The 22,130-nt window shown below is 43.8% G+C and carries 21 protein-coding genes and 1 other RNA gene; 4 read left to right on the forward strand and 18 right to left on the reverse strand.

What is annotated here, in order from left to right:
- The 5 genes from BQ9856_RS11510 to BQ9856_RS24845 form a co-directional block, all read right to left on the reverse strand.
- The gene (locus tag BQ9856_RS11510; RefSeq protein ID WP_077611163.1) at window positions 1-504 is read right to left on the reverse strand and encodes a MarR family winged helix-turn-helix transcriptional regulator; all 504 of its coding nucleotides are present in this window, start codon (window positions 502-504) and stop codon (window positions 1-3) included.
- A gap of 139 nt (window positions 505-643) precedes the next feature.
- A complete protein-coding gene (locus BQ9856_RS11515; RefSeq protein ID WP_328587248.1) occupies window positions 644-1,288 on the reverse strand; it encodes an SOS response-associated peptidase in 645 nt (214 codons plus the stop codon).
- Complete coding sequence (locus tag BQ9856_RS11520; protein ID WP_077611164.1) at window positions 1,264-1,581, reverse strand: hypothetical protein; 318 nt, start codon at window positions 1,579-1,581, stop codon at window positions 1,264-1,266. Before BQ9856_RS11520 ends, BQ9856_RS11515 begins: the two co-directional genes overlap by 25 nt.
- Window positions 1,582-1,600: 19 nt before the next feature.
- Window positions 1,601-2,881, reverse strand: coding sequence for a DNA polymerase Y family protein (locus BQ9856_RS11525; RefSeq protein WP_077611165.1), 1,281 nt, complete (start codon window positions 2,879-2,881; stop codon window positions 1,601-1,603).
- Between the two features lie 143 nt (window positions 2,882-3,024).
- A complete protein-coding gene (locus BQ9856_RS24845; RefSeq protein WP_200801292.1) occupies window positions 3,025-3,165 on the reverse strand; it encodes a hypothetical protein in 141 nt (46 codons plus the stop codon).
- Window positions 3,166-3,323: 158 nt separating this feature from the next.
- On the opposite strand from BQ9856_RS24845, the gene BQ9856_RS11530 reads away from it, so the two are divergent.
- Window positions 3,324-3,680: a YmaF family protein gene (locus BQ9856_RS11530; protein ID WP_077611166.1), complete on the forward strand. Its 357-nt coding sequence runs from the start codon at window positions 3,324-3,326 to the stop codon at window positions 3,678-3,680.
- A 125-nt stretch (window positions 3,681-3,805) separates the two neighbouring features.
- On the opposite strand, the gene BQ9856_RS11535 is transcribed toward BQ9856_RS11530, so the two are convergent.
- Together BQ9856_RS11535 and BQ9856_RS11540 are read right to left on the reverse strand one after the other, a co-directional pair.
- Window positions 3,806-4,009: a holin gene (locus BQ9856_RS11535; protein WP_077611167.1), complete on the reverse strand. Its 204-nt coding sequence runs from the start codon at window positions 4,007-4,009 to the stop codon at window positions 3,806-3,808.
- Between the two features lie 430 nt (window positions 4,010-4,439).
- Window positions 4,440-5,012 (reverse strand): thymidine kinase, encoded by a 573-nt coding sequence (locus BQ9856_RS11540; RefSeq protein ID WP_077611168.1) that lies wholly within the window; start codon window positions 5,010-5,012, stop codon window positions 4,440-4,442.
- A gap of 154 nt (window positions 5,013-5,166) precedes the next feature.
- Here BQ9856_RS11540 and BQ9856_RS11545 point away from each other — a divergent pair, with 154 nt between their 5' ends.
- Window positions 5,167-5,448: a GNAT family N-acetyltransferase gene (locus BQ9856_RS11545; protein WP_077611169.1), complete on the forward strand. Its 282-nt coding sequence runs from the start codon at window positions 5,167-5,169 to the stop codon at window positions 5,446-5,448.
- 136 nt (window positions 5,449-5,584) lie between these two features.
- Here the strand turns inward: BQ9856_RS11545 and BQ9856_RS11550 are convergent, their stop codons facing one another.
- The 10 genes from BQ9856_RS11550 to BQ9856_RS11600 form a co-directional block, all read right to left on the reverse strand.
- Window positions 5,585-6,862, reverse strand: coding sequence for a sensor histidine kinase (locus BQ9856_RS11550; RefSeq protein ID WP_139348682.1), 1,278 nt, complete (start codon window positions 6,860-6,862; stop codon window positions 5,585-5,587).
- Complete coding sequence (locus BQ9856_RS11555) at window positions 6,855-7,559, reverse strand: response regulator transcription factor (protein ID WP_077611171.1); 705 nt, start codon at window positions 7,557-7,559, stop codon at window positions 6,855-6,857. Before BQ9856_RS11555 ends, BQ9856_RS11550 begins: the two co-directional genes overlap by 8 nt.
- 188 nt (window positions 7,560-7,747) lie before the next feature.
- Window positions 7,748-8,878, reverse strand: coding sequence for an ABC transporter permease (locus BQ9856_RS11560; RefSeq protein WP_442855526.1), 1,131 nt, complete (start codon window positions 8,876-8,878; stop codon window positions 7,748-7,750).
- Between the two features lie 31 nt (window positions 8,879-8,909).
- On the reverse strand, window positions 8,910-9,671 hold the full coding sequence (locus BQ9856_RS11565; protein ID WP_077611173.1) for an ABC transporter ATP-binding protein: 762 nt from the start codon (window positions 9,669-9,671) through the stop codon (window positions 8,910-8,912).
- Window positions 9,652-11,295 (reverse strand): efflux RND transporter periplasmic adaptor subunit, encoded by a 1,644-nt coding sequence (locus tag BQ9856_RS11570; RefSeq protein ID WP_235839195.1) that lies wholly within the window; start codon window positions 11,293-11,295, stop codon window positions 9,652-9,654. The genes BQ9856_RS11565 and BQ9856_RS11570 overlap by 20 nt, the downstream gene beginning before the upstream one ends.
- A gap of 17 nt (window positions 11,296-11,312) precedes the next feature.
- Window positions 11,313-12,482: an S-layer homology domain-containing protein gene (locus BQ9856_RS11575; RefSeq protein WP_077611175.1), complete on the reverse strand. Its 1,170-nt coding sequence runs from the start codon at window positions 12,480-12,482 to the stop codon at window positions 11,313-11,315.
- A 1,506-nt stretch (window positions 12,483-13,988) separates the two neighbouring features.
- Window positions 13,989-14,331, reverse strand: a transfer-messenger RNA (tmRNA) gene (gene ssrA / locus BQ9856_RS11585).
- 75 nt (window positions 14,332-14,406) lie between these two features.
- Complete coding sequence (locus BQ9856_RS11590) at window positions 14,407-15,450, reverse strand: ribonucleotide-diphosphate reductase subunit beta (RefSeq protein ID WP_077613346.1); 1,044 nt, start codon at window positions 15,448-15,450, stop codon at window positions 14,407-14,409.
- A gap of 55 nt (window positions 15,451-15,505) precedes the next feature.
- Window positions 15,506-17,770, reverse strand: coding sequence for a ribonucleoside-diphosphate reductase subunit alpha (locus BQ9856_RS11595; protein WP_077611177.1), 2,265 nt, complete (start codon window positions 17,768-17,770; stop codon window positions 15,506-15,508).
- Window positions 17,771-17,953: 183 nt separating this feature from the next.
- Window positions 17,954-18,904 carry a tRNA dihydrouridine synthase gene (locus BQ9856_RS11600; protein WP_077611178.1) on the reverse strand — a complete coding sequence of 317 codons (951 nt, stop codon included), beginning with the start codon at window positions 18,902-18,904 and terminating at the stop codon, window positions 17,954-17,956.
- 141 nt (window positions 18,905-19,045) lie between these two features.
- Between BQ9856_RS11600 and BQ9856_RS11605 the strand changes: the two genes are divergently transcribed.
- On the forward strand, window positions 19,046-19,921 hold the full coding sequence (locus tag BQ9856_RS11605) for an N-acetylmuramoyl-L-alanine amidase family protein (RefSeq protein ID WP_077611179.1): 876 nt from the start codon (window positions 19,046-19,048) through the stop codon (window positions 19,919-19,921).
- Between the two features lie 101 nt (window positions 19,922-20,022).
- On the forward strand, window positions 20,023-21,693 hold the full coding sequence (locus tag BQ9856_RS11610) for a S8 family peptidase (RefSeq protein WP_200801293.1): 1,671 nt from the start codon (window positions 20,023-20,025) through the stop codon (window positions 21,691-21,693).
- Window positions 21,694-21,783: 90 nt separating this feature from the next.
- On the opposite strand, the gene rd is transcribed toward BQ9856_RS11610, so the two are convergent.
- On the reverse strand, window positions 21,784-21,942 hold the full coding sequence (gene rd / locus BQ9856_RS11615) for a rubredoxin (protein ID WP_013272313.1): 159 nt from the start codon (window positions 21,940-21,942) through the stop codon (window positions 21,784-21,786).
- Window positions 21,943-22,130 lie beyond the last annotated feature (188 nt).

The raw sequence follows: 22,130 nt of genomic DNA on the forward strand, positions 1-22,130 counted from the left end.
TCAGTCCTCTCTTTCTGTCATGTCCTTTTCCATAGGAATTTGAGATAAATTGTCATAAATACGGTCCAAATACTGTTCCATGACAGCCAGCTCTTCTTTTGAAAAATCATGAAACATCTGTGTCTCCACATTATGAAAAAATTCCCGGCTGTGCCCTACCATATACTTTCCTTTTTCTGTCAGGCAAAGCTTATTCATCCGATTGTCCTCCTGATCGACGATCCGGGTGATGTAACCCCCTTTTTCCAGCTTCTTTACCGATACTGCTATGGTAGCCGTGGAGACATAAAGGCGTTGTGCAATCTCCTTCTGGGATACATTGGAGTGATCGAAAAGCATCATGAGGATCTGATGCTGGCTGCGGTATACCCCCGTCTGCTTTAAGCGCTCATCAAGAATATAGCGGTACAGCTTCATGATCCTCATATACCGTACCATCACACTGTGCATCGGTGAAATATTCCTTTTCAATCTTTCATCCTGGCATCGGCACATTGGTTTCATTTATAAATATCCTCCCCTCTGTTAGCCTGCTAATAATTAGCTAATTAACTATATGAAAGTATACCATCTTCTGTTCCTGTTTGCAATCGGACAAATTATGGAAATCGACAAAATAATCGAAGAAATTTTTGTGAATTTTTTAAAAAAGCTTTAATTCCTGCTGTTCGTACTCCTGACGTTTTTTCAAGACAACCGGCCTTTGGCGGATCATTGACCGGAATGTTTCATCATTTAATATCCAGTCCCTGATCTCATCCCGTTCCAGAACCAGGGGCATACGGTCATGGACAGGCGCCACGGAACGATTGGCCTCTGTAGTGAGGATCACAAAACGCTCCTCTGTACCAAAGGTATTAAAAAATCCTGCTAAAAACAGTACCGGGGAGTCCTCCCGGAAAAAAGCCGCCTTTTCTTTTGCCTTGCTCCATTCATAAAACCAGGTACAGGGAATCACTGCCCGCCGGTGCAGAATGCTTTCCCGGAACATGCTCTTGTGAAGCGCTGTCTCAGACCTGGAGTTAAAAATCACGCCATTGCCCTGAAAGCCGGAAAAGCCCCAGCGCTGCCAGGCCAGCTTCACCTGGTCATTCTTCCCGATGAGCACCGGAGCCTCTTCTGTGGGATGAACATCTCCGGCAAGCCGGCTCCACCTGGCCCTGTCATCGATTTCCTTTACCAGCTTTTCAATTTCCCTTGCAGTTTCATCATCAACATAATATCTTCCGCACATCGTGTCCCCGCCAGCCTTTCCATTTCTTCTTATTTTGGTAGTATCATAACCCATTTGCAGGCTTCCATGTAAAAAACCAGCTTAAATTCATGGAGTATGCCGCCGATCACGGCCTCGCAGTCATATTCCTTTGATGGGATGCCGGAATAATTTTTATCTTCGGCATACCTTACCGTAATATTTTTCACCGTCTGAATGATCCCGTCATCGCCTTCAAACTTAAAGCTCAAAGGCTGAGGGCTGCAGCTGGCCGTAAACCAGACCTTGCAGGCTATATGATACATTTTACCTTTTAATTCCCCGCTGTCAATCTCCCTTACGTTGACTCCGATTCCAAACGAAGACATACACTTCACTTCCTGTTTTTTATAGAATATTCTGGTTCCTGTAATCCACGGTTCTCTTTTCCCTGCTGATTCCGCCGCCCATATGATCCAGATACCGGACCTTCAAATTGCCCGGGGATTCCAGAAAAGAGGCCCTTCGTATGGCATCATTGCCGAAACGGCTCCGGATCTCATCCACCGCTTTGTCCAGCCGTTCCAGCTTTTCGTAATCCTTCCGGTCAAACAGGCTGAACTGCCTGGAGCCTGCACCCGTCACATGACTCATGTGGATGCCAAGGTGACGGACAGGGATCCCATCCCATGCCTGGTCAAAGGCCCGGCAGGCAGTTTCAAAAATTTCCGACGTAATATTGGTGGGAGAATTGAGCGGTATCTGATGGCTGTAATACCGGAAATCACAATCCTTGATTCCCACCGCCAGAACGCCTGCCCTGACCTGGTCCTCCCTCAGCCTGGCGCTCACTGTTTCCGCAAGGGACAACAGCACCAGATGAACCGTCTCCCGGTCTATGACATCAAAGGCTATGGTGGTGCTGTTGCCATACCCTTTGTTTGGCGGCGGGACCGGCTCTACCGCAGAGCAGTCAACCCCCCGGGAAAAGGCATAAATGACCTCTCCCATTTTTCCCAGATGGCTTTTTATCATACCGGGATCGGACCCGGCCAGCTCCCCAATGGTTTTGATCCCTAAGCTCCGCAGCTTCCGGAAAGTGGCCCGCCCCACAAAAAACAGCTCGCTCACAGGCAGAGGCCACAGCTTCTGCTCGATCTCCCCGGTCCACAGCGTATGGACCCGGTCCGGTTTTTTGAAATCCGATGCCATCTTAGCCAGGACCTTATTATCTGCCACACCGATATTGACCGTAAATCCCAATTCCCGCTTAATCCTCCCGCCGATTTCCCGGGCCGCATCCTCCGGCCTTCCGAAAAGCCCTTCCATACCGGTCATATCCATATACGCCTCATCAATGGAATACTGCTCTACCACAGGAGAATATTGCTTCAGAATATGGATAAATGCCGCTGATGACTTCTGGTAAAGATTGTAGTTCGGCGGAACCAGAAGCAGGTCCGGGCACTTCTGCAGCGCTTCCACAACAGACTGGCCTGTATGGATCCCATATTTTTTTGCAGGAATGCTTTTTGCCAGAATAATGCCATGACGCATGGTAACATCGCCTCCCACTGCCGATGGAACCAGACGCAGGTCTAAGCTTCCCCCAAGATGCTTTAACCGGTAGACTGCTTCCCAGCTTAAAAAAGCAGAATTTACGTCAATATGAAATACCACTCGATTCATACATTCACCTCTGACTCCATGATAACCGAATGTATGTTCGATTCATAGTGGAAATTAAAGGAAGCATCTTAAGCTTCCCTTTGAACGCCATTCCTGATTTAATAATTTTACCGGCTAAAAAGAGAAGCGGTCTCTCACTCCTCCTATTCATATACCCTTTTGTTTTTTTCATATCTCAGAGTATTGGGACCCAGGAATTTACCGGTTCCCCAATGGTTGTGAAACGTTTCCGGCCCTTTGTACTGATTCTCTTTATGTCTGGTTCCCTTTTGCTTTTTCTCCATGCTTGTCACCTCTTTGATAGTATGACCGGCCGGGATTCAAATTATGTGAAAGAAAACGGAGATCAGTAAGCCAATACAAAACACATTATTAAATTATTTTCATATAATGATCATGGAAATTAATATTTTCCTAATATTGCAACATAGGAGTGATATATATGAACAATTATAATCGAAGGCAATGCAATCATGGTTATAAAGAACAGTCACACGTTCATGAAGTACAAGGCAGCGTTCAAATAGCAGAACCTGAAGAAGAACCCCATAACCATCGCTTTGCCACTGTTTCCGGTGAAGCGATCCCGGTCGGTGCGGACCACTATCATGAAGTAAAGTTTAAAACAGATTTTTATGAAGATCATTTTCATAGATTTTGCGGCAAAACATCAGGGGCCATTCCTGTTGGAGACAGACACGTTCATTTTCTGGAATCTGTAACAACAGAGAACGATGGTCACTTTCATAAATTTAGAGTTGCCACTTTGATTGAAGATCCAATTGGTGAAGAATGCTAAAAACCTAACCCGATCAGCCGTTAAAATTGAAATTTGGCAATTAATTCCGGACACGCCCCAGGCAAACAGCTAATATCTGCCGCCTGGGGTGGCTGATGCAATACCTGTCCCGGACAGCCGATCCATTATTCGTTTAACTCTGGCAGCCCCGCAACAGATGTAAGCAGAGATAAAATTCCTGCCAGAACTGACGTAGAGATTACCATAACCCAGTTAACCTCCGACACAGCCGCAGATGTTCCTATGGTTGCGACCGCTGTCTGCGCAACTGTTTTAACGGCTCTTACGCCTGCGGCTCTCGCCCATTTTAAAAACTTCTCCTTGTTCATTTATTTATCCTCCTAGCAATCTGCTTTATACTATATATATGCCAGAACTTTCTATTTTTGTCCTTTTATAATCCATTCTCCCATAACTGCATGAACCCGTTATGCAAAAAAGGGCCTTGTCCTGCCGGAGCAAGGGTCCATCTGCAGTTCGCAAGGCTCCGCTTTTTCAGTTATTCTAATGCACTGTGATAAAAACAATATTATTTAATTTTAACCTTAATCATACTTATCTTGGTATTAAATATTATAGAATACAAAATAAGTCTTTACGCATCATTATCCGGTTTGCTGAATCCTATAATTACTTACGCACTTCTTTCAAAATACTGGAAGCAAATGAATTAAATGATTTCTTACTAAAACACGCTTAAACCAACCGGGCTGGTTTAAGCGTGTTTTTTTAACAAAACTGATCTTAATAAGATTTTTATCAGGCATCTGGCTTGATCTTTCCTTCTTTATAATGTTTACGGCACAATGAAACATATTTATCATTTGCACCCATTAATATCTGTTCTCCGTCCCTGAGCACGTTTCCGTTTTTATCAATCCTTGCATTCATACCCGCGTTATTTCCGCACCAACAGACCGTCTTCAGCTCCTCGATCTCGTCAGCCAGTTCCAACAGACGTTTTGATCCCGGAAAAAGATGAGAAGTAAAATCCGTCCTGAGACCATAGCAGAGGACCGGAATCCGGTATTGATCAACAATATCGGCAAGCCGGTCAATATCTGTTTCTGAAAGGAATTGTACTTCATCTACGATTATCACATCGAATTCTTGGATTGATTTATGATCATAACCTTGGAATTCAGACCACAAAATACACTCCGCTTCTAACCCGATTCTCGATCTGATCTTCTTTTTTTCATCCCGGGTTTCAATATCAGGTTTCACAAGCAGGACGCTTTTTTCTTTTTCCATGAAATTGTACCTGGTCATGAGCGCATTGGCTGTCTTAGAACTTCCCATTGCGCCGTACTTAAAATATAATTTAGCCATTACTTCCTCCTTTATATTGATAAGAATGTATTTCTCCGCTTCTTAATAAATGACTGATATAAAATATTCCTGAAAAACAGGGAGAGTATATCCCTTGATACCACATATAGTAAGTGATATAATTCCTTTATTATGAAAACAGGAGGTAACACTTATGAAATTCACCTGCAATCCAAACCAGATCGCGCTCTTTCATTCAGATAATAACCTGCTCGCCGAGGTCACTTTTCCAGACGTTGACCAAAATACCGTAAATATCAATCATACCTTTGTAGATGATTCTCTTAGAGGCCAGGGAGTGGCGGGGCAGCTTATGGAGGCTGCTGCAGAGCAGCTGCGTTCTCAAGGGAAAAAGGCCATCCTGACATGCTCCTATGCCATAAATTGGTTTGAAAAGCACCCGGAATATAATGATTTGGTGAAGCAGCACCTGTAAAATTTTTTAAATAAAACCTTTTTCAGGTTTTTTTCAGGTTTCTTTCGTATACTAATAACCGGAAAAAGGTATATTCTTTTAAAAGGTATATCATACTTCAGCCGGCAGGATTTCTCATCTTACCGGCTTCTCCCCCTTATGGGCATATCGGAAATATTATTTTTATCTTATAGTAACCATTACATTCCTCTACCTCACAGACTCCATTCATTTTCTCCATCATGGACCGAATATTGTTCACTCCCATTTTGGTACTTTCAACCTTATCTTTATATGGAGAAATGCCATTGATAAACCACACTTCTACGGAATTTTTTGAATACTGAATTCCGATTTCAACCGGTATTTGGGAATCTGCATATTTCAGGAGGTTAGAGCTTACATTATTGACAATCCGTATCATATAATCTATGGAAACTGCTACTTTCACAGGTCTCCATTCAATTTGGGACTGCGTATGAAACCCCTGGCTTTCAAGAAACATAATCATATCAGATATGACATCCTCTAACACATACTGCACCATCTGGGGTTCTTCCAAATCTATCTCTTTTTTCTCACTGACTAATACACTTTCAAAAAGCTGATCTGATAAGGTCTTAATCTGTACTGCTTTTTCCGAGCATTTTTTTAAATACTGCTTTTCTTTAACAGGATCAGTGGCCTTACCATTTTCCAATAGCTCAAGATAAATCATAAGGGTGGTAAGCGGGGTTCTTAAATCGTGAGACAAACTTGTTACCAGGCTTTTATTTGCAGAGCGGAGCTTCTCCTTCATTTCCATATTTTCTTTTAAGGAAAGTCTCATCTCATTTAAGCCTTCTGCCAGGGTCGCCAATTCATCAGATCCTTTAATGGAAATCACCGTTTCCAAAGAACCTCGTTTCAATACCTTAACTTCACGCTCCAACAGCATAATATATGAAATTTTTCGTTCCATATAGCCAATGCAGACGGCTAAAAATAATACTGATGCAAGGATCATTGACACCAATATGGCCGTATTATAGTATTTGTATCCGTAGTATCCAAATAAATATACTTTAGCTGATCCATCTTGAAATTCAACATTATAATAAGGTTGATCCTCGTAGAATCCTTCATAGACCATGATTGTATCATAAAGAATTGTATTATCTTTGAACACGGTAATGCACACATCTTTATGATTCTTTGACCATTCATCCAGTGAAGCTTTATCATATGACTGTAAATGGTTTTTGCGGACAAATTCCTGCAGGCTTCCTATATTGCTGCGTGCCACTTTTGTGACATAATCTTTTCCCATAAAATAAGTATCCAGGGAATCAAGTAATACCGTACACACGCCTTGGTATGCAAAAAATGCCATTATTCCTGCAATCAAAACAATCATAGCGAACTGCAGCTTCATGCTGCGCAGTCGATTATTCAAAACGGTACCCCTTGCCCCAGACCGTTTTTATATGTACCGGTTCCTGCGGGTTTTCTTCTACTTTTACTCTTAGCTTACGAATATGAACCATTACCGTACTGTTGGAAGTATAAAAATAAGGCTCTTCCCATATGCTTTCGTATAAATTTTGCGCTGAAAAAATACGTTTGGGATGCTTCATCATTAATAGCAGCATTTTATATTCTATATCGGATAATTCCTTTTCCTGATCTTTCACCCACACTTCATTAAATTCTTCATTGATGCGAATGTCATACTGCTCCAGCCATTTTTCCCTTTGAGAATTTTCTATAAATTCTTTTCCCCTGTAAATACGATATCTTCTTAAAAGTGCCTGCACCCTTGCCAGCAGTTCAGAATAGGAAAATGGTTTTGAAAGGTAGTCATCACCACCTGCCATTAGTCCGATCAGTTTATCAGACTCCTGTGTCTTGGCAGTGAGGAACAAAACCGGAACAAAGGAGCGTTTACGGATCTCCTTGCATGTTTTTAATCCGTTCATGCCGGGCATCATGACATCTAAAATAACCATGTCCGTATCCTCGGTCAAAAGCTCCAGCCCTTCTTTTCCGTCTTTCGCTTCTTCTACCAGATAATTCTGGCTCTCCAGCAATATCCTGACACCTTCCCGAATATCTGCATCATCTTCAATAATTAAGATTTTTAATTGCTCCATTTTGTTCCTTCCTTGCTCTAAATCTTCAACATAATTGTTGCCAGCTATGAATTTTTGAACGTATTTGTAAGCATTGATCTTTAATTTACATCATATAAATTAAAATACCATTGCTTTATTTCTAAAATTTTATTAATTTTCTTTGCAGTACAAAAAATATATACTATAGCAAACTATAACCATTCACGTTAATCACTTCTTAAAGCATCAATCGGGTTCAAACCAGCCGCTCTGCTGGCAGGCATGAATCCAAAAAACAAACCAATTCCAACGGATACTCCAAAAGATACCAAAACAGCACTTAATGCAGGGGTCGCGCTTATGCCCACCGCTTTTCCTACAAACGCTGTAGCACTGCAGCCTAATAATATCCCGATGATCCCGCCAAGTGAACTGGTAACAGCCGCCTCAATGATAAACTGCTGCATGATTGCCCCCCTATTGGCTCCCAGAGATTTTCGGATTCCAATCTCTCTGGTACGTTCCGTTACTGAAACCAGCATAATATTCATGACACCCACACCAGCCACCAAAAGGGATATTCCTGCGATTCCTCCCAGCATATTGCTTATTGTAGCCATCTGCTTTTTCATGGAATCAAGCATTGCACTCATCGTCGTTACACGGTATAATTCTTTATCCTTAATAGCTTCCTGCAAAAAATTTCCGATGGTTGTAACGCCTTCATCGGCTTTTGAAATTTCCTTTACCGTAAAGATATAATCTCCTATATTTGCATTTTTTGCAACTTTTACTGCAACCGTATAAGGCATCCATACAAAATCATCTTCTCCACCGCTATACATATAATCTTTATTCCTGGCTTCAAATGCTCCCACAATATCATAGGTATTTTCTCCTATTTTTATCTTCTGGCCTACCGCATTTTCCGCACTTCCATATAGCTTCTTGGCAACATAAGCCCCGATCACACAGATATTTTGCCTTGATATAACGTCAGAATACATGATGGAGCGGCCCTTTTGCAGCTTAAAGCCTTTGATCGCCATATACTGTTCACTGCACCCCTGAACCGTAGTATATTTTAGAGATGTGGTACCGTTTCTTACTTTTCCGGATATTGTCACACTAGGACTTACGTTTTCAAATAGTTCCGAATTTTCTTCGTAAAATTGGTAAACATCTGCACTGCTAACCGCTCGAGTCGTTAAATTCGTAACGTTTACCTGGATCTGGTTTGCTCCCATATCAGAGTAACTTTTCATTACACCTGCCATATACCCATTTACCAGACTTACCAGTATTATAACAGCTGCAACCCCAATAATGATACCAAGCATCGTTAGAAAAGAACGCATTTTGTTACCCCATATACTTTTAATTGCAAGTTTAAAGGATTGCAGCATAATCGTTTGCCTCTCCGTCAAAATTTATTTTTCCATCTGCAACACGGACCACACGTTTTGCTTCTAAGGCAATTGAATTATCATGAGTAATCATAACAATGGTATTCCCTTCTTCGTTGATCTGCTTTAGAAAATCCAGCACTTCCCTGCTGGTTTTCGAGTCAAGAGCGCCGGTAGGTTCATCCGCCAATATCAAAGACGGATCTCCTGACAGAGCACGGGCAATGGATACCCGTTGCTGCTGACCGCCAGAAAGCTGTCCCGGCAGATTTCTCCATTTCTCTGCCAAGCCTACTTTTTTCAGTGCATCAAAGGTACGCTCCCGTCTTTCGCCCGCCTCCATTCCTGCATAAAGCAGCGGAAGTTCTACATTTTCAGCAAGATTCAGTTTAGGGAGTAAATTATACTGCTGAAAAATAAATCCAATCATCTCATTCCGAATACGCGCGAGCTGTGTGTCATTCATTTCACGTACAGACTCTCCGCCTAGATAATATTCGCCTTTGGAGGGAACATCCAAAGCTCCTATGATATTCATGAGTGTGGACTTCCCGCTTCCTGATTTTCCTACGATCGCAACAAATTCACCTTTTCTGATGCAAAGACTCACATCATTGCTGGCATAAACCTCTTCTCCCCCCAGATTATAGATCTTAAAAATATGCTCCAGCTCGATTAAATTTTCGCTTGCAGATTCCCTGCTTTGGGTCTGACAAGCCTTGTTCCTATTCCATATTTTCAGCATCCGGGTCACCTCCCATGTCATCCATAGAACTGTCCATAGAAGAGTCTGCATCTAGCTGCGCTACATAAACTTCATCCCCCTCTGATAAACCGCTTTTAATTTCCACATCTTTTGCACTTATCAGACCTGTTTCCACCTTTACCGGACGAAATCCAGCCGGCACATCTCCCTGACCCACTTTCACCTTATTATCTTTTACATAAACCTGATCGCCCCGGATCAGTGCCCCCGCAGGAATTACCAGCACATTTTCTGACTTTGCTAAGGTTATGATTCCTTCGACATTCATTCCGGGAATAAGATTTTCCTTATTATCCAGAGTAATAATAACGGGATATGTACTGACTCCATTGGCGGCCGTGCTTTCCAAACTTACATTGGTAACAGCTCCCTTATATGCCTTCCCTGGAAATGCTTCTGCAGACACGGTCACCTCCTGTCCTGTCTTAACCTTATGGATATCAAGCTCATCCACCGGCAGCTTAAAGGTCAGTTCTGAAAGGTCATAGATGACAGCCAGATCTGAATCTGTGCTTGTATTTTTACTGATGGTATCCCCTGCTTTATATTTTTTTGAAACTACAGTTCCGGATATGGGAGCTTTTATGGTATAGTTCTCATAATTCTTTCTGGTTGTATCTAATTTATTTTTTGCTGACTCTGCATTTTCTTCTGCCAGATTCATGGAATCTGTATAATTCTTTTTCAAGTCATCCGCACTTTTTTCTGTCATGCGAAACAGGGGGGTGCCTTTTTGTACATAATCCCCTTCATTTACAAGCACGGTCTCTACTTCAACAGAAACAGGCAGATCAGCTTCCATGGCATTATTGACATCTGGCTGAAAAGTTCCGTCTTCAACTCCCGGTACATTTCCAATTGCAGCAGAAGCCTTTGTATCCGCAGTTAAACCTCCAGGATTCTGTACCGATATGGTTACATTGCGAACCAGCCGTCCTCCTGTAAGTGCCACTTCCTGATTAGAGACCAAATCCACTGTTCCCTGTATCTGTTCTCCCGTATCTGCAAGAGTGATCACAGCTGTCATTCCTTTTCCAAAAGTACCGGCATCTCCTGACAAAAATGGAACTTTCAGTTTCATGACCCGGTCACTATATAGGTCCGCAATTTTTGTACCTGAATCCACTTTAGAACCTGTTTTGATATACAGCTCCTTAATATAGCCCGTACTTTGTGCCTTATAAGTATTGCCGCTGTACTTCTGGCTGGAATCCTCGAATAGTTTTTTTGCCTGCTCAAGAGAGCTGGTATTCCGGTTTAACGAATTTTCTGCTCCTGACAGTTCTGAATCCATGCCTGACTTATCAATTTCATAGAGGATCTGCCCTTTCTTCACCTGATCTCCTTCTGAAAAATCAGCGGACAGAATCTCTCCTTCCACCATAGATGTAATCTTATAGGTATTCTTGGCCGCCAAAGTACCAGAAGCTTTTAATTCAGAAGTAATATTTCCTCTTGTAACGATAGCTGTATTTATAAAGTTCTGGCTCATAGCCATTGCCTGTTTCCTCATCTGACTCCAGGCCGAAAAACCGCCCAATGCAACTACAGCAACTACAACAACCGAAACTATTACTATAACTTTCCGCTTTTTCTTAATCATCTGTCCATGCCTCATCCTTAATAATCAATGGCATCCACTGCCGTATATGCCGTCCCGTTTTTACTGCATACGATTACAACCTTGTCTCCAACCGTTACCTTTCCATATATGGAAAATAAATACTGGAGTTTGGAGGAGTCCAGGTTGATGGACAGATATCCGTTGCCATCCATTGCTTCGCTGTCGCTGATATCGCTGTCAGAATTGCTGGTGTCAACTTCCAGTCTTATGGAGGTGGGGGTTATGACATCGGTTGATCTATAATAGATATTCTTCACTTCACCCATAAGCAGGACATATGCATTTTCGCCTGTCAGAGTTTCCTTATCCCAACCATCTGTGGTATAAGCCCAAATGGTCTTTGATTTGACATTATAATAAAGAACAACAAATCCTGTTGCCTTTTGAGACGCCTTTACCGCAGCCAGAGTACTTGCGGTTCCATTTAAAAAGACATTTGCTTTCTCTGAGCTGAAAGGCACTGATTGAATAACACTAAACCCTTTTCGAACCAGAATCGGCCCCTTTCTTTCATCTTTCAAAATAGAGATCGGGTTGATTTCACCATCAGAATTCAGTTCACAATTTAACAGTTTTCCATAAATATCAGCAGTGTCTTTCTTTTTTGTCTTCAAGAGATTATAAAAAAGATTCACGCAGTCGGTCTGGTTCAGCACTTCATCCGCCTCGCGGTTTAAGTTTTCATTCAGTTCCAGAAATTGAAATTTTGAGATTCGGGAAGACGACACATCTCCAGTAAAATCTCCATCCCCATATTCAAGAAGGGTAAGAACAGCTTTTACGCCATCTTTGTAAGTAACTTTCTCCTCCGGTTTAAACAAACCGCCAAGAAAACCGGTCATCCAGCCCTGGGAAGCAGCAATCTTAATATAGACGGCATTGGGGCTGCCTGCCGGTACATCAGCAAAAACTGAGGAATTAGAGAGAGGAAGGTTTTCCCGGAAACTGGAAGCATTCACCAGCATTCTTGCAAAATCGCCTCTCGTCACCTGCCCCATATTATTTGAAACTTCCATAATTCCTGTAAGATTAACAACATTATTACGCATATTAAAATCAGAGGCGCTTATATTTGCATAAGCAATGATCGGATTTAGCTGCGAAATCACAGTGGTTACCGCCAAAAAGCCTGCCGCATAACGGTGTGATTGAAATTTTTTATTCATGAAGTAATTTCTCCTTTGCTTTATAATGGATCTATTATCAACAGTAAATCTTAACAGTTTCTGAATCGCTTCTAAACAATTCTAAAAAGCCAGACCGATACTGCTAGTCTGACTTCTTCTAACCCCTGGATTCTGTTAACCATCAAGGTCACTCACAGTAGCGTTCGGAATGCCGTCCGGGTCTTGTGGTACTACATAGGCTCCATTTTTCACCCCTGGAAGAACTGTATCACTGATTTTAGCTGTTACAAACATTGTACTTCTTACTTTGTCGTTAGCGGTGAGTTCATCAAAGTTGTATAAGTCGCCCTTAGAAGCTAATTTACCGCTAAGTCTTACGTCAAGAACTGGTCTCACAATTTATCAGTACCTTTGACAAGCCTGAAAACAAGATATCCCCATTTGAACTGCGTTTGCCCTCAGTCTCAATCTATTTGAAAAGATATCCTTAAACGAGGGCTCTGCCTCGATTTATAACTTTCACTGTGTCATGAAATCGGAAGCATATTTTCAGCAATTTCAAGCACGGTTAAATGTGACCCCAGAATTTACTGACCGCCAACACCGCAGTATGCTACAGCTTTTAAGCAGACAAGACTCCCCTGCAAAAGTGGTTCTTTACGGATATAAAGAAAAAGAGAATGATATGTACAGCCGTTTTCTGAAACGTGCCCCTGTTCCATGACATTGCATTCAGTTTAAGCGAGCCGGAACCCCAATCCACTATTAGAATCCGATTTTGGTTCATTCGCTAATCATTTGTATTTAGAATCTTGCATTCTTTGCCTCATTGTGTTATATTATAACTACAAAGAAACAACCGCCCCTCTACAAGGGGCTGACCAAGTTAATATTAAGCAGAAATTCCACCCTATCAACGGCCAAGTTTACAAGGGTGGTTTTTCTTTGCCCATTTCTGGGACTTTATAGAAAAACGCTACTTACAATTAATAAAAATAAAGGTAAGTAATGCTAGAATGAATGTACCGAAAGCCATAAGGTCTTTGAAATCGTACTTCATCTGACACCACCTCCCATCTATGTAATAATGGAAGGCCAACACCTTGCAGTGACACAGTTGTTTCCTGCCTGCAATCATATCATATGTCATTTCAATAGACAATCCCTTTTTCTTCATTAGAGTCAGTGACTTATTTCCCCGTCACGGCTCTTTTTTTGGTATCTACTTTTCCTGCAATTCTTATACTACTCTCTCCTATTAAAAGTCTTTTCTTTTTTCCGGTTGCTACTGTTTTCGACTAGAATTATCAAATTTTTAAAATCCCTTGGGAAACCCCATTTTTTTATTTTCCTTGTCCTGTTCTGATGGTTTATGACTTTTGTTGCTTAGATTATAGGCATTCCTTACCTAGTCACACAGATAAAGAATTATCTGACCTCAGAAGAATTGCGCTAAAATATTAATGTCTACAACTGTATACAAGCAATAAGACATAGAAAAACAGCGGAAACCCTGATAAAACCTGGGTTTCCGCCATTAATTAAGAGTGGAGCAGACGGGAGTTGAACCCGTGTCCAAAAACCAATTCCCTGTTCTTCTACTATCATAGTTAGTTTTTTAACATTCCCTCCACCGCCCGGGAACTAACACCCTGACAGCTTCAGTAGCTTCATATTACGTCCGCATGCTCAAAGCTTTGCATACGTCGTTTCTCACATAGTCGATGCCGGGATCTTAAGGTGTGAGTGCCCTAAGGCCGACAAGCTGCATTAAGCAGCTAATGCTAATTCGTTATTGTTAGCGTTTATATTTAGGTTTGCCATTTAACGCATCGCATGCGGATAGCTTCACCAGCTGCATAGCCCCTGTCGAAACCAGTACTGCCCCTGACTGGTACTCTTCTACAGAGCATTCCTATACTAACATGAATGAAACCAATTGTCAAGACTTCCGCTTCACCTGTTATAAATCATCTACCAGAGCGCTGCTTTTCGCATAAGCGGTACTTCGCGCTTCAAAAAAATCAGTTTTAATTAAATTTGCATTGCTGTACTGGCTGACCCAGGCCATGCTTTCCGGTTCCTTGTCATGGCCTTCGTAGATCCGCTCCCAGCCAAGACTTGCACACCGCAAATTTCCCAGATATTTAATATAATCTGCAATCATTTCCTTTGTAAGCCCCGGCACCTCATCACCGACGGCATAGCAGCCCCAGGCGATTTCCTGTTCGCACCCTTCCTTCACCATACCCCGGTAAATATCCACACGTTCCCTGGTAAACAGCTCCGGCTCTTCCTTCTCCAGTTCCAGAATGATATTGCAAAACAGCCATAAATGGGTGTTCTCATCCCGGTTAATGTAGCGGATCTCCTGGGATGAACCTGTCATTTTGTGATTTCGGCCCAGATTATAGAAGAACATAAATCCGCTGTAAAAATATATTCCTTCCAGGATGAAATTAGCCACCACCGCTTTCATGAATGCGAATGCACTCTTATCCTTCTGAAATTCATTATACAGATTTCCGATAAAGGTATTGCGGGCCAGAAGGCGGGGGTCACTCTTCCACTGGTACAGCACATCGTTCCGGGTCTGGGGCTCACAGATGGTATCTAACATATAACTGTAGCTCTGGCTGTGAACAGCCTCCTGAAATGTCTGGATGGAAAGACAAAGGTTAATTTCATTGGCTGTCACATATTCTCCGATGGCAGGCAGATTGGCCGTCTGGATGCTGTCCAAAAACACCAGAAAGGACAGGATCTTATCATAAGCCCTCCGCTCGGGGACACTTAACAGAGGATAGTCCTTTCTGTCTCTGCCAAGATTGATTTCCTCCGGAATCCAGAAGTTGTTCATGGCCTGGCGGTACCAGCCGCTGACCCATGCGTATTTCATATTATTAAAATCATTGAGGTTGGTCGTGTTTCCGTTGATCATGCGCCTCTCTCTTACCTCAATTTCTCCATCCGGATTAAAGAGGGGCCTCTTTTTCAATTGTTCCATACCTGTCATCCCACACTTTCCTGTTTTATTCTTTCCCACCGGCAGACCGGCTTCTCTAGCTGGAGCACGCCTCGCACTCATCCACTTCCAGGCTCTTGGAACGGATATAATAAATGGTTTTTACGCCGCATTCCCAGGCCAGGATATAGAGTCCCAGCACCTGGCGCAGGGTATAATCATTGGTTATATAAAGGTTCATGCTCTGGGCCTGGTCCACGTGCCGCTGCCGGATTCCCGCCGCACGCACGGACCATCTCTGATCGATATAATGGGCATTTTTATAATTCCAGAACGTTTCCGAAGACAGGTCCGGCGCCACCCGCGGAACCAGGCCATTCTTTTTCTCCTCTAAGTAATACCGGCTCATGATCGGGTCCAGCCCGGCCGTTGTGCCGGCGATCATGCTGGTGCTGCTGGTCGGGGCAATGGCCATGAGCCAGCCGTTTCTCATACCGCAGGATTCCACTTTTTCACGGAGACGGTTCCATTCCTGTGAAACATATCCCCTCTTTTCAAAATACGCTCCGGTCTGCCAGTCACTGCCCTCATACAGCTCATAGCTGCCTTTTTCCCCGGCAATATCACAGCTTGCTTCAATGGCCGCATAATTGATCGCCTCAAATATGCGGTCTGCAAATTCCAGATGCCCGGCCGACTCCCAGATGATTCCGTTTTTCGCCAGCATGTGATGATACCCGCTCACCCCCAGTCCCACCGGGCGGTAGCGTAAATTACTGATCTTCGCATAAGGCACAGGGAAGAAATTCAAATCGATCACATTGTCCAAAGCCCTGACTGCGCTTCGGGTCAGCTCCGTCAATTCATGTTTGTCATTGAAATCAATTTTCCCCAGGGAAAGGCTGGCCAGGTTGCAGACCACAAAATCACCGGGTTTTGTGACAGTAACCACCACCGTTTCCCCATCCACGGTCTCGATCCGCTGCTCTATCTGGCCGACAGCGCTCATGTTCTGGGCAATTTCCGTACAGAGGTTGCTGCAGTAAATGATGCCACTGTGATTGTTGGGATTGGCTTCATTCACAAGATCCCGGTTAAAGGCAAATGGAGTTCCCGTCTCCACGGCGCTCTTTAAGATCAGGCGGATGATATCCCTGATCGGAATGATACGTTTTTGAATCCGGCTGTCATTCACACAGTCTAAGTAGCGCTCTTCCCACTGGGTCCCATAAGAGTCTTCCAGCGCCCAGCCCTTTACCGTCAGAATCTCATGAGGGCACATGAGATACCAGTCTCCCTCTAGATTCTCCTTTGCCTGCTTCCAGAACAGATCGGGATAACAAACCGCAGGAAAAACATCATGAGCCTTCATGCGGTCATCGCCGTTATTGGTCTTAAGGGCCAGAAATTCCGGCAGATCCTTATGCCATGCGTCCAGATACACCGCAACAGCACCCTGGCGCACCCCCAGCTGGTCCACAGCCACAGCGGTATCGTTAGCCAGCTTGATCCAGCGTATGACGCCTCCCGCAGCTCCCTTAAAGCCGCGGATCGAACTTCCTGCCGCCCGTACCTTCCCAAAGTAAAGCCCCATGCCGCCTCCGAACTTGCTGACCTTGGCAAAGCTGTCAATGCTCCGGTAAATTCCATCCAGGCTGTCCGGTACTGTATCTATGAAACAGGATGAAAGCTGATGATACGGCTTTCTGGCGTTTGAAAGAGTTGGGGTAGCCATGGTCACCTTTAAGGTACTGAGCATATCGTAAAACCGTTTCACCCAGCCATCCCGGTCCTTCTTTTCCAGCATGGCAAGGTGCATGGCGATTCCCAGATACATCTCCTGGGGCGTTTCCAGAGGCACATTCCGGCGGCTGCGGATCACATACCGGCTGAGAAGCAGCTCCAGCCCTGAATAGTTAAAGAGATGATTTCTCGACCGGTCTATATACCCTTCATACCGGTCAACTTCTTCTTTGGAATAATTCTCCAGAATATACGTTCCATAGAGCTGTTCCTCTGTCAGAAAGCATATTTTTTCATAAAAGCTTCCTATCCGGTGCCGTTCCGATTCAGCCTTTAATCCTGTCTCAAACCGAAGCATCAGAAGTCTTGCCCCTATATACTCCCAATCCGGCGCTTCCTGGGTGGTCAGTTCCACAGCAGCCCGTATCAGAGCATCGAACCGTTCGGAAAGATCCATCTCCTGCTTGCAGAACGCCGTGAATTTTAAAAAGAGCTGGTCCAGACAGTAGGGCACAGAATCCCACTGCCTCTGAATGCCTTTTAAAACATCTTCCAGTTCCGGTACTTCTTTAAAATATTCTAAAATTTCCTGAAGTCCTCTTTTCTCACTGATATCCATTTTTCCACCATTCTCTCATTTATATATTAATATCAATAACTGTTATCGAATACCGCTTGTAAAAATATACCACAATATATGGTTTATTTCAACCATGCAATCACAAAATGTTCTCTTTTTTTCATGTCTATCCATCTTCCGGTAAAAAAAGAAAGAGACAAAGGCTTCCCTCTGTCCCCTCAATCAGAATATCTTTGAATACCGTAAATCAAAATCCCGAAACAGGCTGTCCACAGCCATTCTGTAATCCGAAAGGTGCTGGGACTTACGGATCTTTTTTGCTTGCTTTTCGCTGCCATCAAACATCTGGATCATATAAGCCCACAATTCTTTCATCTTAAACAGAACATTACGTTCGCCCGGTATGGTCTGCTCATATCCCGTTAATACCTCGTCATGAAACGCCCTAAGCCGTGATTTTTCCATTTTTTCCCCATTTTTTATCTCTCCTGCCAGACCCGGATTGGCCACCAGGCCTCTTCCAAGCATCACCCGGTCCACAGACGGGAAGGAATCCGTAAATTTCCCGTTATCCTCTGCTGTAAACAGATTTCCGTTGTAGCACAAGGGATTTCTGCTCAAGGAAACTGCTTCTTTAAAAATTTCCCAATTCGGTTCATTCCGGTAAAAATCCTTCTGGATCCGCGGGTGGATGATGAGTTCCTCCAGCGGATACTCATTATAAATTTCCATGAGCCGATAAAATTCCTCCGGGCTGTCCTTTCCGATCCTGGTCTTCACGGAAACTTTCATATCAAGTGCCGAAAAAACCTGGTCAAAAAAACGCTCCAGCATGTCCGGTTCCCCAAGAAAACCGGAGCCTCTGTGCTTGGAAACCACCGTAGCGGAGGGGCAGCCCAGATTTAAATTTACTTCATCATACCCGTATTTCTTAAGCTCCTCTGCCGCCCATATAAAATCTTCTCCCTTATTGGTGAGAATCTGAGGAATTACGCGGATCCCCTCATTATGTTCCGGCAAAAAGTCGTTTTTTTCTCTGGACGAAAACTTCCGGTTCCGGGCCGGAACGATAAAAGGAGTAAAATACACGTCCAGCTGGTCAAAAAACCTGCGGTGTGCGTTCCGGTAAACATAACCGGTAATTCCTTCCATGGGAGCGAAATAGTACTTCATAAATGCGGCCTCCTTTTTCTGCTTTTTCTTTTTCGATTCATTTTATCACATTAAGAAATAAATTCAAAGAAGACCATTTACAGGAACTGCCAAAGAGTGCTATAATATTGGGAAAAATGCCAATATTCGGGAGGAACTATCATGATACAGATTAAGAATTTTTTACCGGCCGCTAAAAAAGCCCTGTTGCTTGCCGCCCTTATTTCCACCGCTTCCGTTTTTGCCGCACAGGCAGAAGAAGAATCCGGGCCTGCCTTTGCGCCTCCGGTAACCAAAACCGTGACTCCTGAAATCGGACCGGGCATACGTAACAACAACTTCATCGTAGTTCTTGACCCCGGCCACGGCAAAACAGACGGCCATTATTCCGGCTGCAGCTTCGAATACAATGGAGTCACTTATTATGAAGACGAAATAACCATGAAAATTGCCAACTACACAAAGCAGTATCTGGAACAAAATTCCAACTATACGGTTTATTTAACAAAAGACAGTGCGGAAACAACCGTTGCCCTGGAACAGCGTGCCGCCTTTGCCGCTTCTGTTCATGCAGACTTATTCGTAAGCCAGCATGTGGATTCGGCATTGGGTAACGGAACGGTTAAAAATGCCTATGGAGTAAGCTCCATGGCTCCCAGGACCGGCCGCTATAACAGCGATCTTGCCGTTCAGTCCCAGGAGGCGGCCAATACCATTTTAAATCAGTTAAACGCGCTGGGCCTTCATAACCGCGGACTGCTCCTGCGGGATTCACAGAATGGAACCTTATATCCGGACGGAAGCCAGGCCGATTATTATGCAATTCCCCGTTATTCCCAGATGTACGGCATCCGCGGTTTCATTATTGAGCACGGCTTTTTAAATCATCCCAGCGATCTGACTTTATTTCTGTCCACAGAAGAGCAATATAAGGCCCTGGGAGAAGCCGACGCCAAAGGGATTATGGAATATTTAAAAAAAGCGGGAAAAGCCCCTCAGCCTCAAACGCCCCAGAACAGCGAAACAAACGCCGGCTAAACATATGGCAGCCGGCACTTTACCCGCAAAACTCATAACGGGAACCCTGCCGCATAAAATATATTATATGTTTTGTTCGAATGCGACAGGGAGGAATGATTTTGGTTAAAGCACTGGATAATAATTATTATGATTTGATCATTAACAACGTTTTGGCTTCGACCTATGCTACCGATAGTATTACTTATTTAAACGAAAGGCATTCCATGCTTCACCTTCCTGCCGGTAACGTAAATCCCTGCGACATAGGACGGCATCCTTATCACAGTTTTCCCTCACTGTTTACCCTTACTTCTACCGTAAGCCTTGAAAAATCAGGAGTTGCAACGATCCAGCGGAATCCTTCTTTAGCCCTGTTCGGCCTCGGGGTCTTAGTCGCTGTCATTGATACCGGCATCGATTATCAGCATCCGGCATTCCGAAATAATGACGGGACCTCCCGCATCCTTACCATGTGGGACCAGACCGATCAAAGCGGTACGATCCCCGATACCTTCACCTTTGGCTCAGAATACAGCAGAGAGCAGATCAATACTGCACTGAGCTCAGAAAACCCAATGTCCGTTGTCCCGGAAACGGATACCAATGGTCATGGAACCGCCATAGCCAGCATACTGGCAGGTACGCCAAATGAAGACGGATCGTTCAGCGGTGTCGTGCCCCAGGCTGATCTGGTAATCATAAAGCTGAAAGAGGCAAAAGAAAATTTAAAAAGAATCTTTTTTGTGCCGGAAAGTGCACTCTGCTATCAGGAATCTGATGTGATACTTGGTATTCGCTATGCTGTTACGGTTTCGGGACAGCTAAACCGTCCCATTGTCATATGCCTTGCCCTTGGAACCAGCCAGGGAGGCCATGACGGAAAAGGGGCTACAAGCAGCTACATAGATACTCTTTCCTTATTGCCCGGGTACGGGGTTTCCGTTTCTGCCGGGAATGAAGGGAATGCCCAAAGGCACTATTTTAATGCTACTGCAGCAGCTCCGTACTATCATGATATCGAATTAAGGGTAGGGAATAATGATACTATGCTTTCTATGGAAATCTGGTCCTATTCTCCCGCAAGGCTTTCCATAGATGTCTCTTCTCCAAACCGGGAATCCACTCAGCCTGTTTTTCCTTCCCTTAATCAATGCAGGAGATTCGGCTTTATCTTTACCCAGACGATCATCTACGTCAACAACATTATTTTTGAGGAAGAAACCGGGGATCAGCTTATCCTGCTGCGCTTTCAAAATCTCCTTCCGGGAGTCTGGTATCTCCGTGTTCAAAACCCTGAAAATGAACCATTCTCATTTCATTCCTGGCTGCCTTCCGGAGATTTGATATCAAACGATACATTCTTCCTGAATCCCAACCCGGACACTACTATAACTTCCCCCGGAAATGCAAGGCACCAGCTGACCGTCACGGCCTACAATCAGTTAAATGACAGCATCCTGACGGAATCCGGCAGGGGCTATACAAGGTCCGGCGAGATCAAACCTGATATCGCGGCTCCAGGCTATCAGATTCCCTGCGCAGTTCCAGGAAACCAATACGGAACGGCAACCGGTACCGGGGCTGCCGCCGCACAGGCAGCCGGCATTATTGCCATGGCTTTTGAATGGGCGATTGTCAGGGGGAATTATCCAAGAATTACCGGAAATAATGTCAACCGCCTCCTGATCAGCGGCGCAATCCGGAGCCCGTCCAATACGTATCCGAATAACATATGGGGATACGGTCAGATTGATGTAAACAGAATGTTTGAGCGTTTTACCAGCCAATGATCCCCCGCTGAAAAAAAACCTTCAAGCCGGGTAATTTACTTCCCAACAGCTTGAAGGTTTTACCTGCTTACCAGTGAAATGGCTGCAGTTTTACTCTTCTACGAACATGTCCTTACCAACTCCGCAAACCGGACATACCCAATCCTCAGGCAAATCTTCAAATGCAGTACCTGGCTCAATACCAGAATCCGGATCACCGATTTCAGGATCGTACACATATCCGCATGGCTCACAAACATACTTTCCCATCCCAATCACCTCCTTTAATTTCACTGTGTTTCATTTATAGCATATTATACCATTTTTATCAATAGATTTATGAAACATAGATTTATAAAACATGCCCGGGAAGAACTGCCGGCAGCCGGAGCTTCGCCAGTTAAAACTCATATTAGGAACCCGGAAGCATAAACTATATTATATGTTTTGTTTAAATA

This window comes from Clostridium sp. Marseille-P2415, assembly GCF_900155545.1.
Taxonomy (GTDB): Bacteria; Bacillota; Clostridia; order Lachnospirales; family Lachnospiraceae; genus Lacrimispora.

What these genes read in the sequence shown, in the direction of transcription:
- BQ9856_RS11575 (WP_077611175.1), bottom strand. Translation starts at nt 12,482, where the DNA reads ATGAATAAAAAATTTCAATCACACCGTTATGCGGCAGGCTTTTTGGCG.
- BQ9856_RS24845 (WP_200801292.1), bottom strand. Translation starts at nt 3,165, where the DNA reads ATGGAGAAAAAGCAAAAGGGAACCAGACATAAAGAGAATCAGTACAAA.
- BQ9856_RS11570 (WP_235839195.1), bottom strand. Translation starts at nt 11,295, where the DNA reads ATGATTAAGAAAAAGCGGAAAGTTATAGTAATAGTTTCGGTTGTTGTA.
- BQ9856_RS11545 (WP_077611169.1), top strand. Translation starts at nt 5,167, where the DNA reads ATGAAATTCACCTGCAATCCAAACCAGATCGCGCTCTTTCATTCAGAT.
- BQ9856_RS11510 (WP_077611163.1), bottom strand. Translation starts at nt 504, where the DNA reads ATGAAACCAATGTGCCGATGCCAGGATGAAAGATTGAAAAGGAATATT.
- BQ9856_RS11515 (WP_328587248.1), bottom strand. Translation starts at nt 1,288, where the DNA reads ATGGGTTATGATACTACCAAAATAAGAAGAAATGGAAAGGCTGGCGGG.
- BQ9856_RS11600 (WP_077611178.1), bottom strand. Translation starts at nt 18,904, where the DNA reads ATGAAGTACTATTTCGCTCCCATGGAAGGAATTACCGGTTATGTTTAC.
- BQ9856_RS11520 (WP_077611164.1), bottom strand. Translation starts at nt 1,581, where the DNA reads ATGTCTTCGTTTGGAATCGGAGTCAACGTAAGGGAGATTGACAGCGGG.
- rd (WP_013272313.1), bottom strand. Translation starts at nt 21,942, where the DNA reads ATGGGAAAGTATGTTTGTGAGCCATGCGGATATGTGTACGATCCTGAA.
- BQ9856_RS11525 (WP_077611165.1), bottom strand. Translation starts at nt 2,881, where the DNA reads ATGAATCGAGTGGTATTTCATATTGACGTAAATTCTGCTTTTTTAAGC.
- BQ9856_RS11605 (WP_077611179.1), top strand. Translation starts at nt 19,046, where the DNA reads ATGATACAGATTAAGAATTTTTTACCGGCCGCTAAAAAAGCCCTGTTG.
- BQ9856_RS11595 (WP_077611177.1), bottom strand. Translation starts at nt 17,770, where the DNA reads ATGGATATCAGTGAGAAAAGAGGACTTCAGGAAATTTTAGAATATTTT.
- BQ9856_RS11535 (WP_077611167.1), bottom strand. Translation starts at nt 4,009, where the DNA reads ATGAACAAGGAGAAGTTTTTAAAATGGGCGAGAGCCGCAGGCGTAAGA.
- BQ9856_RS11555 (WP_077611171.1), bottom strand. Translation starts at nt 7,559, where the DNA reads ATGGAGCAATTAAAAATCTTAATTATTGAAGATGATGCAGATATTCGG.
- BQ9856_RS11540 (WP_077611168.1), bottom strand. Translation starts at nt 5,012, where the DNA reads ATGGCTAAATTATATTTTAAGTACGGCGCAATGGGAAGTTCTAAGACA.
- BQ9856_RS11530 (WP_077611166.1), top strand. Translation starts at nt 3,324, where the DNA reads ATGAACAATTATAATCGAAGGCAATGCAATCATGGTTATAAAGAACAG.
- BQ9856_RS11565 (WP_077611173.1), bottom strand. Translation starts at nt 9,671, where the DNA reads ATGCTGAAAATATGGAATAGGAACAAGGCTTGTCAGACCCAAAGCAGG.
- BQ9856_RS11560 (WP_442855526.1), bottom strand. Translation starts at nt 8,878, where the DNA reads ATGCGTTCTTTTCTAACGATGCTTGGTATCATTATTGGGGTTGCAGCT.
- BQ9856_RS11590 (WP_077613346.1), bottom strand. Translation starts at nt 15,450, where the DNA reads ATGGAACAATTGAAAAAGAGGCCCCTCTTTAATCCGGATGGAGAAATT.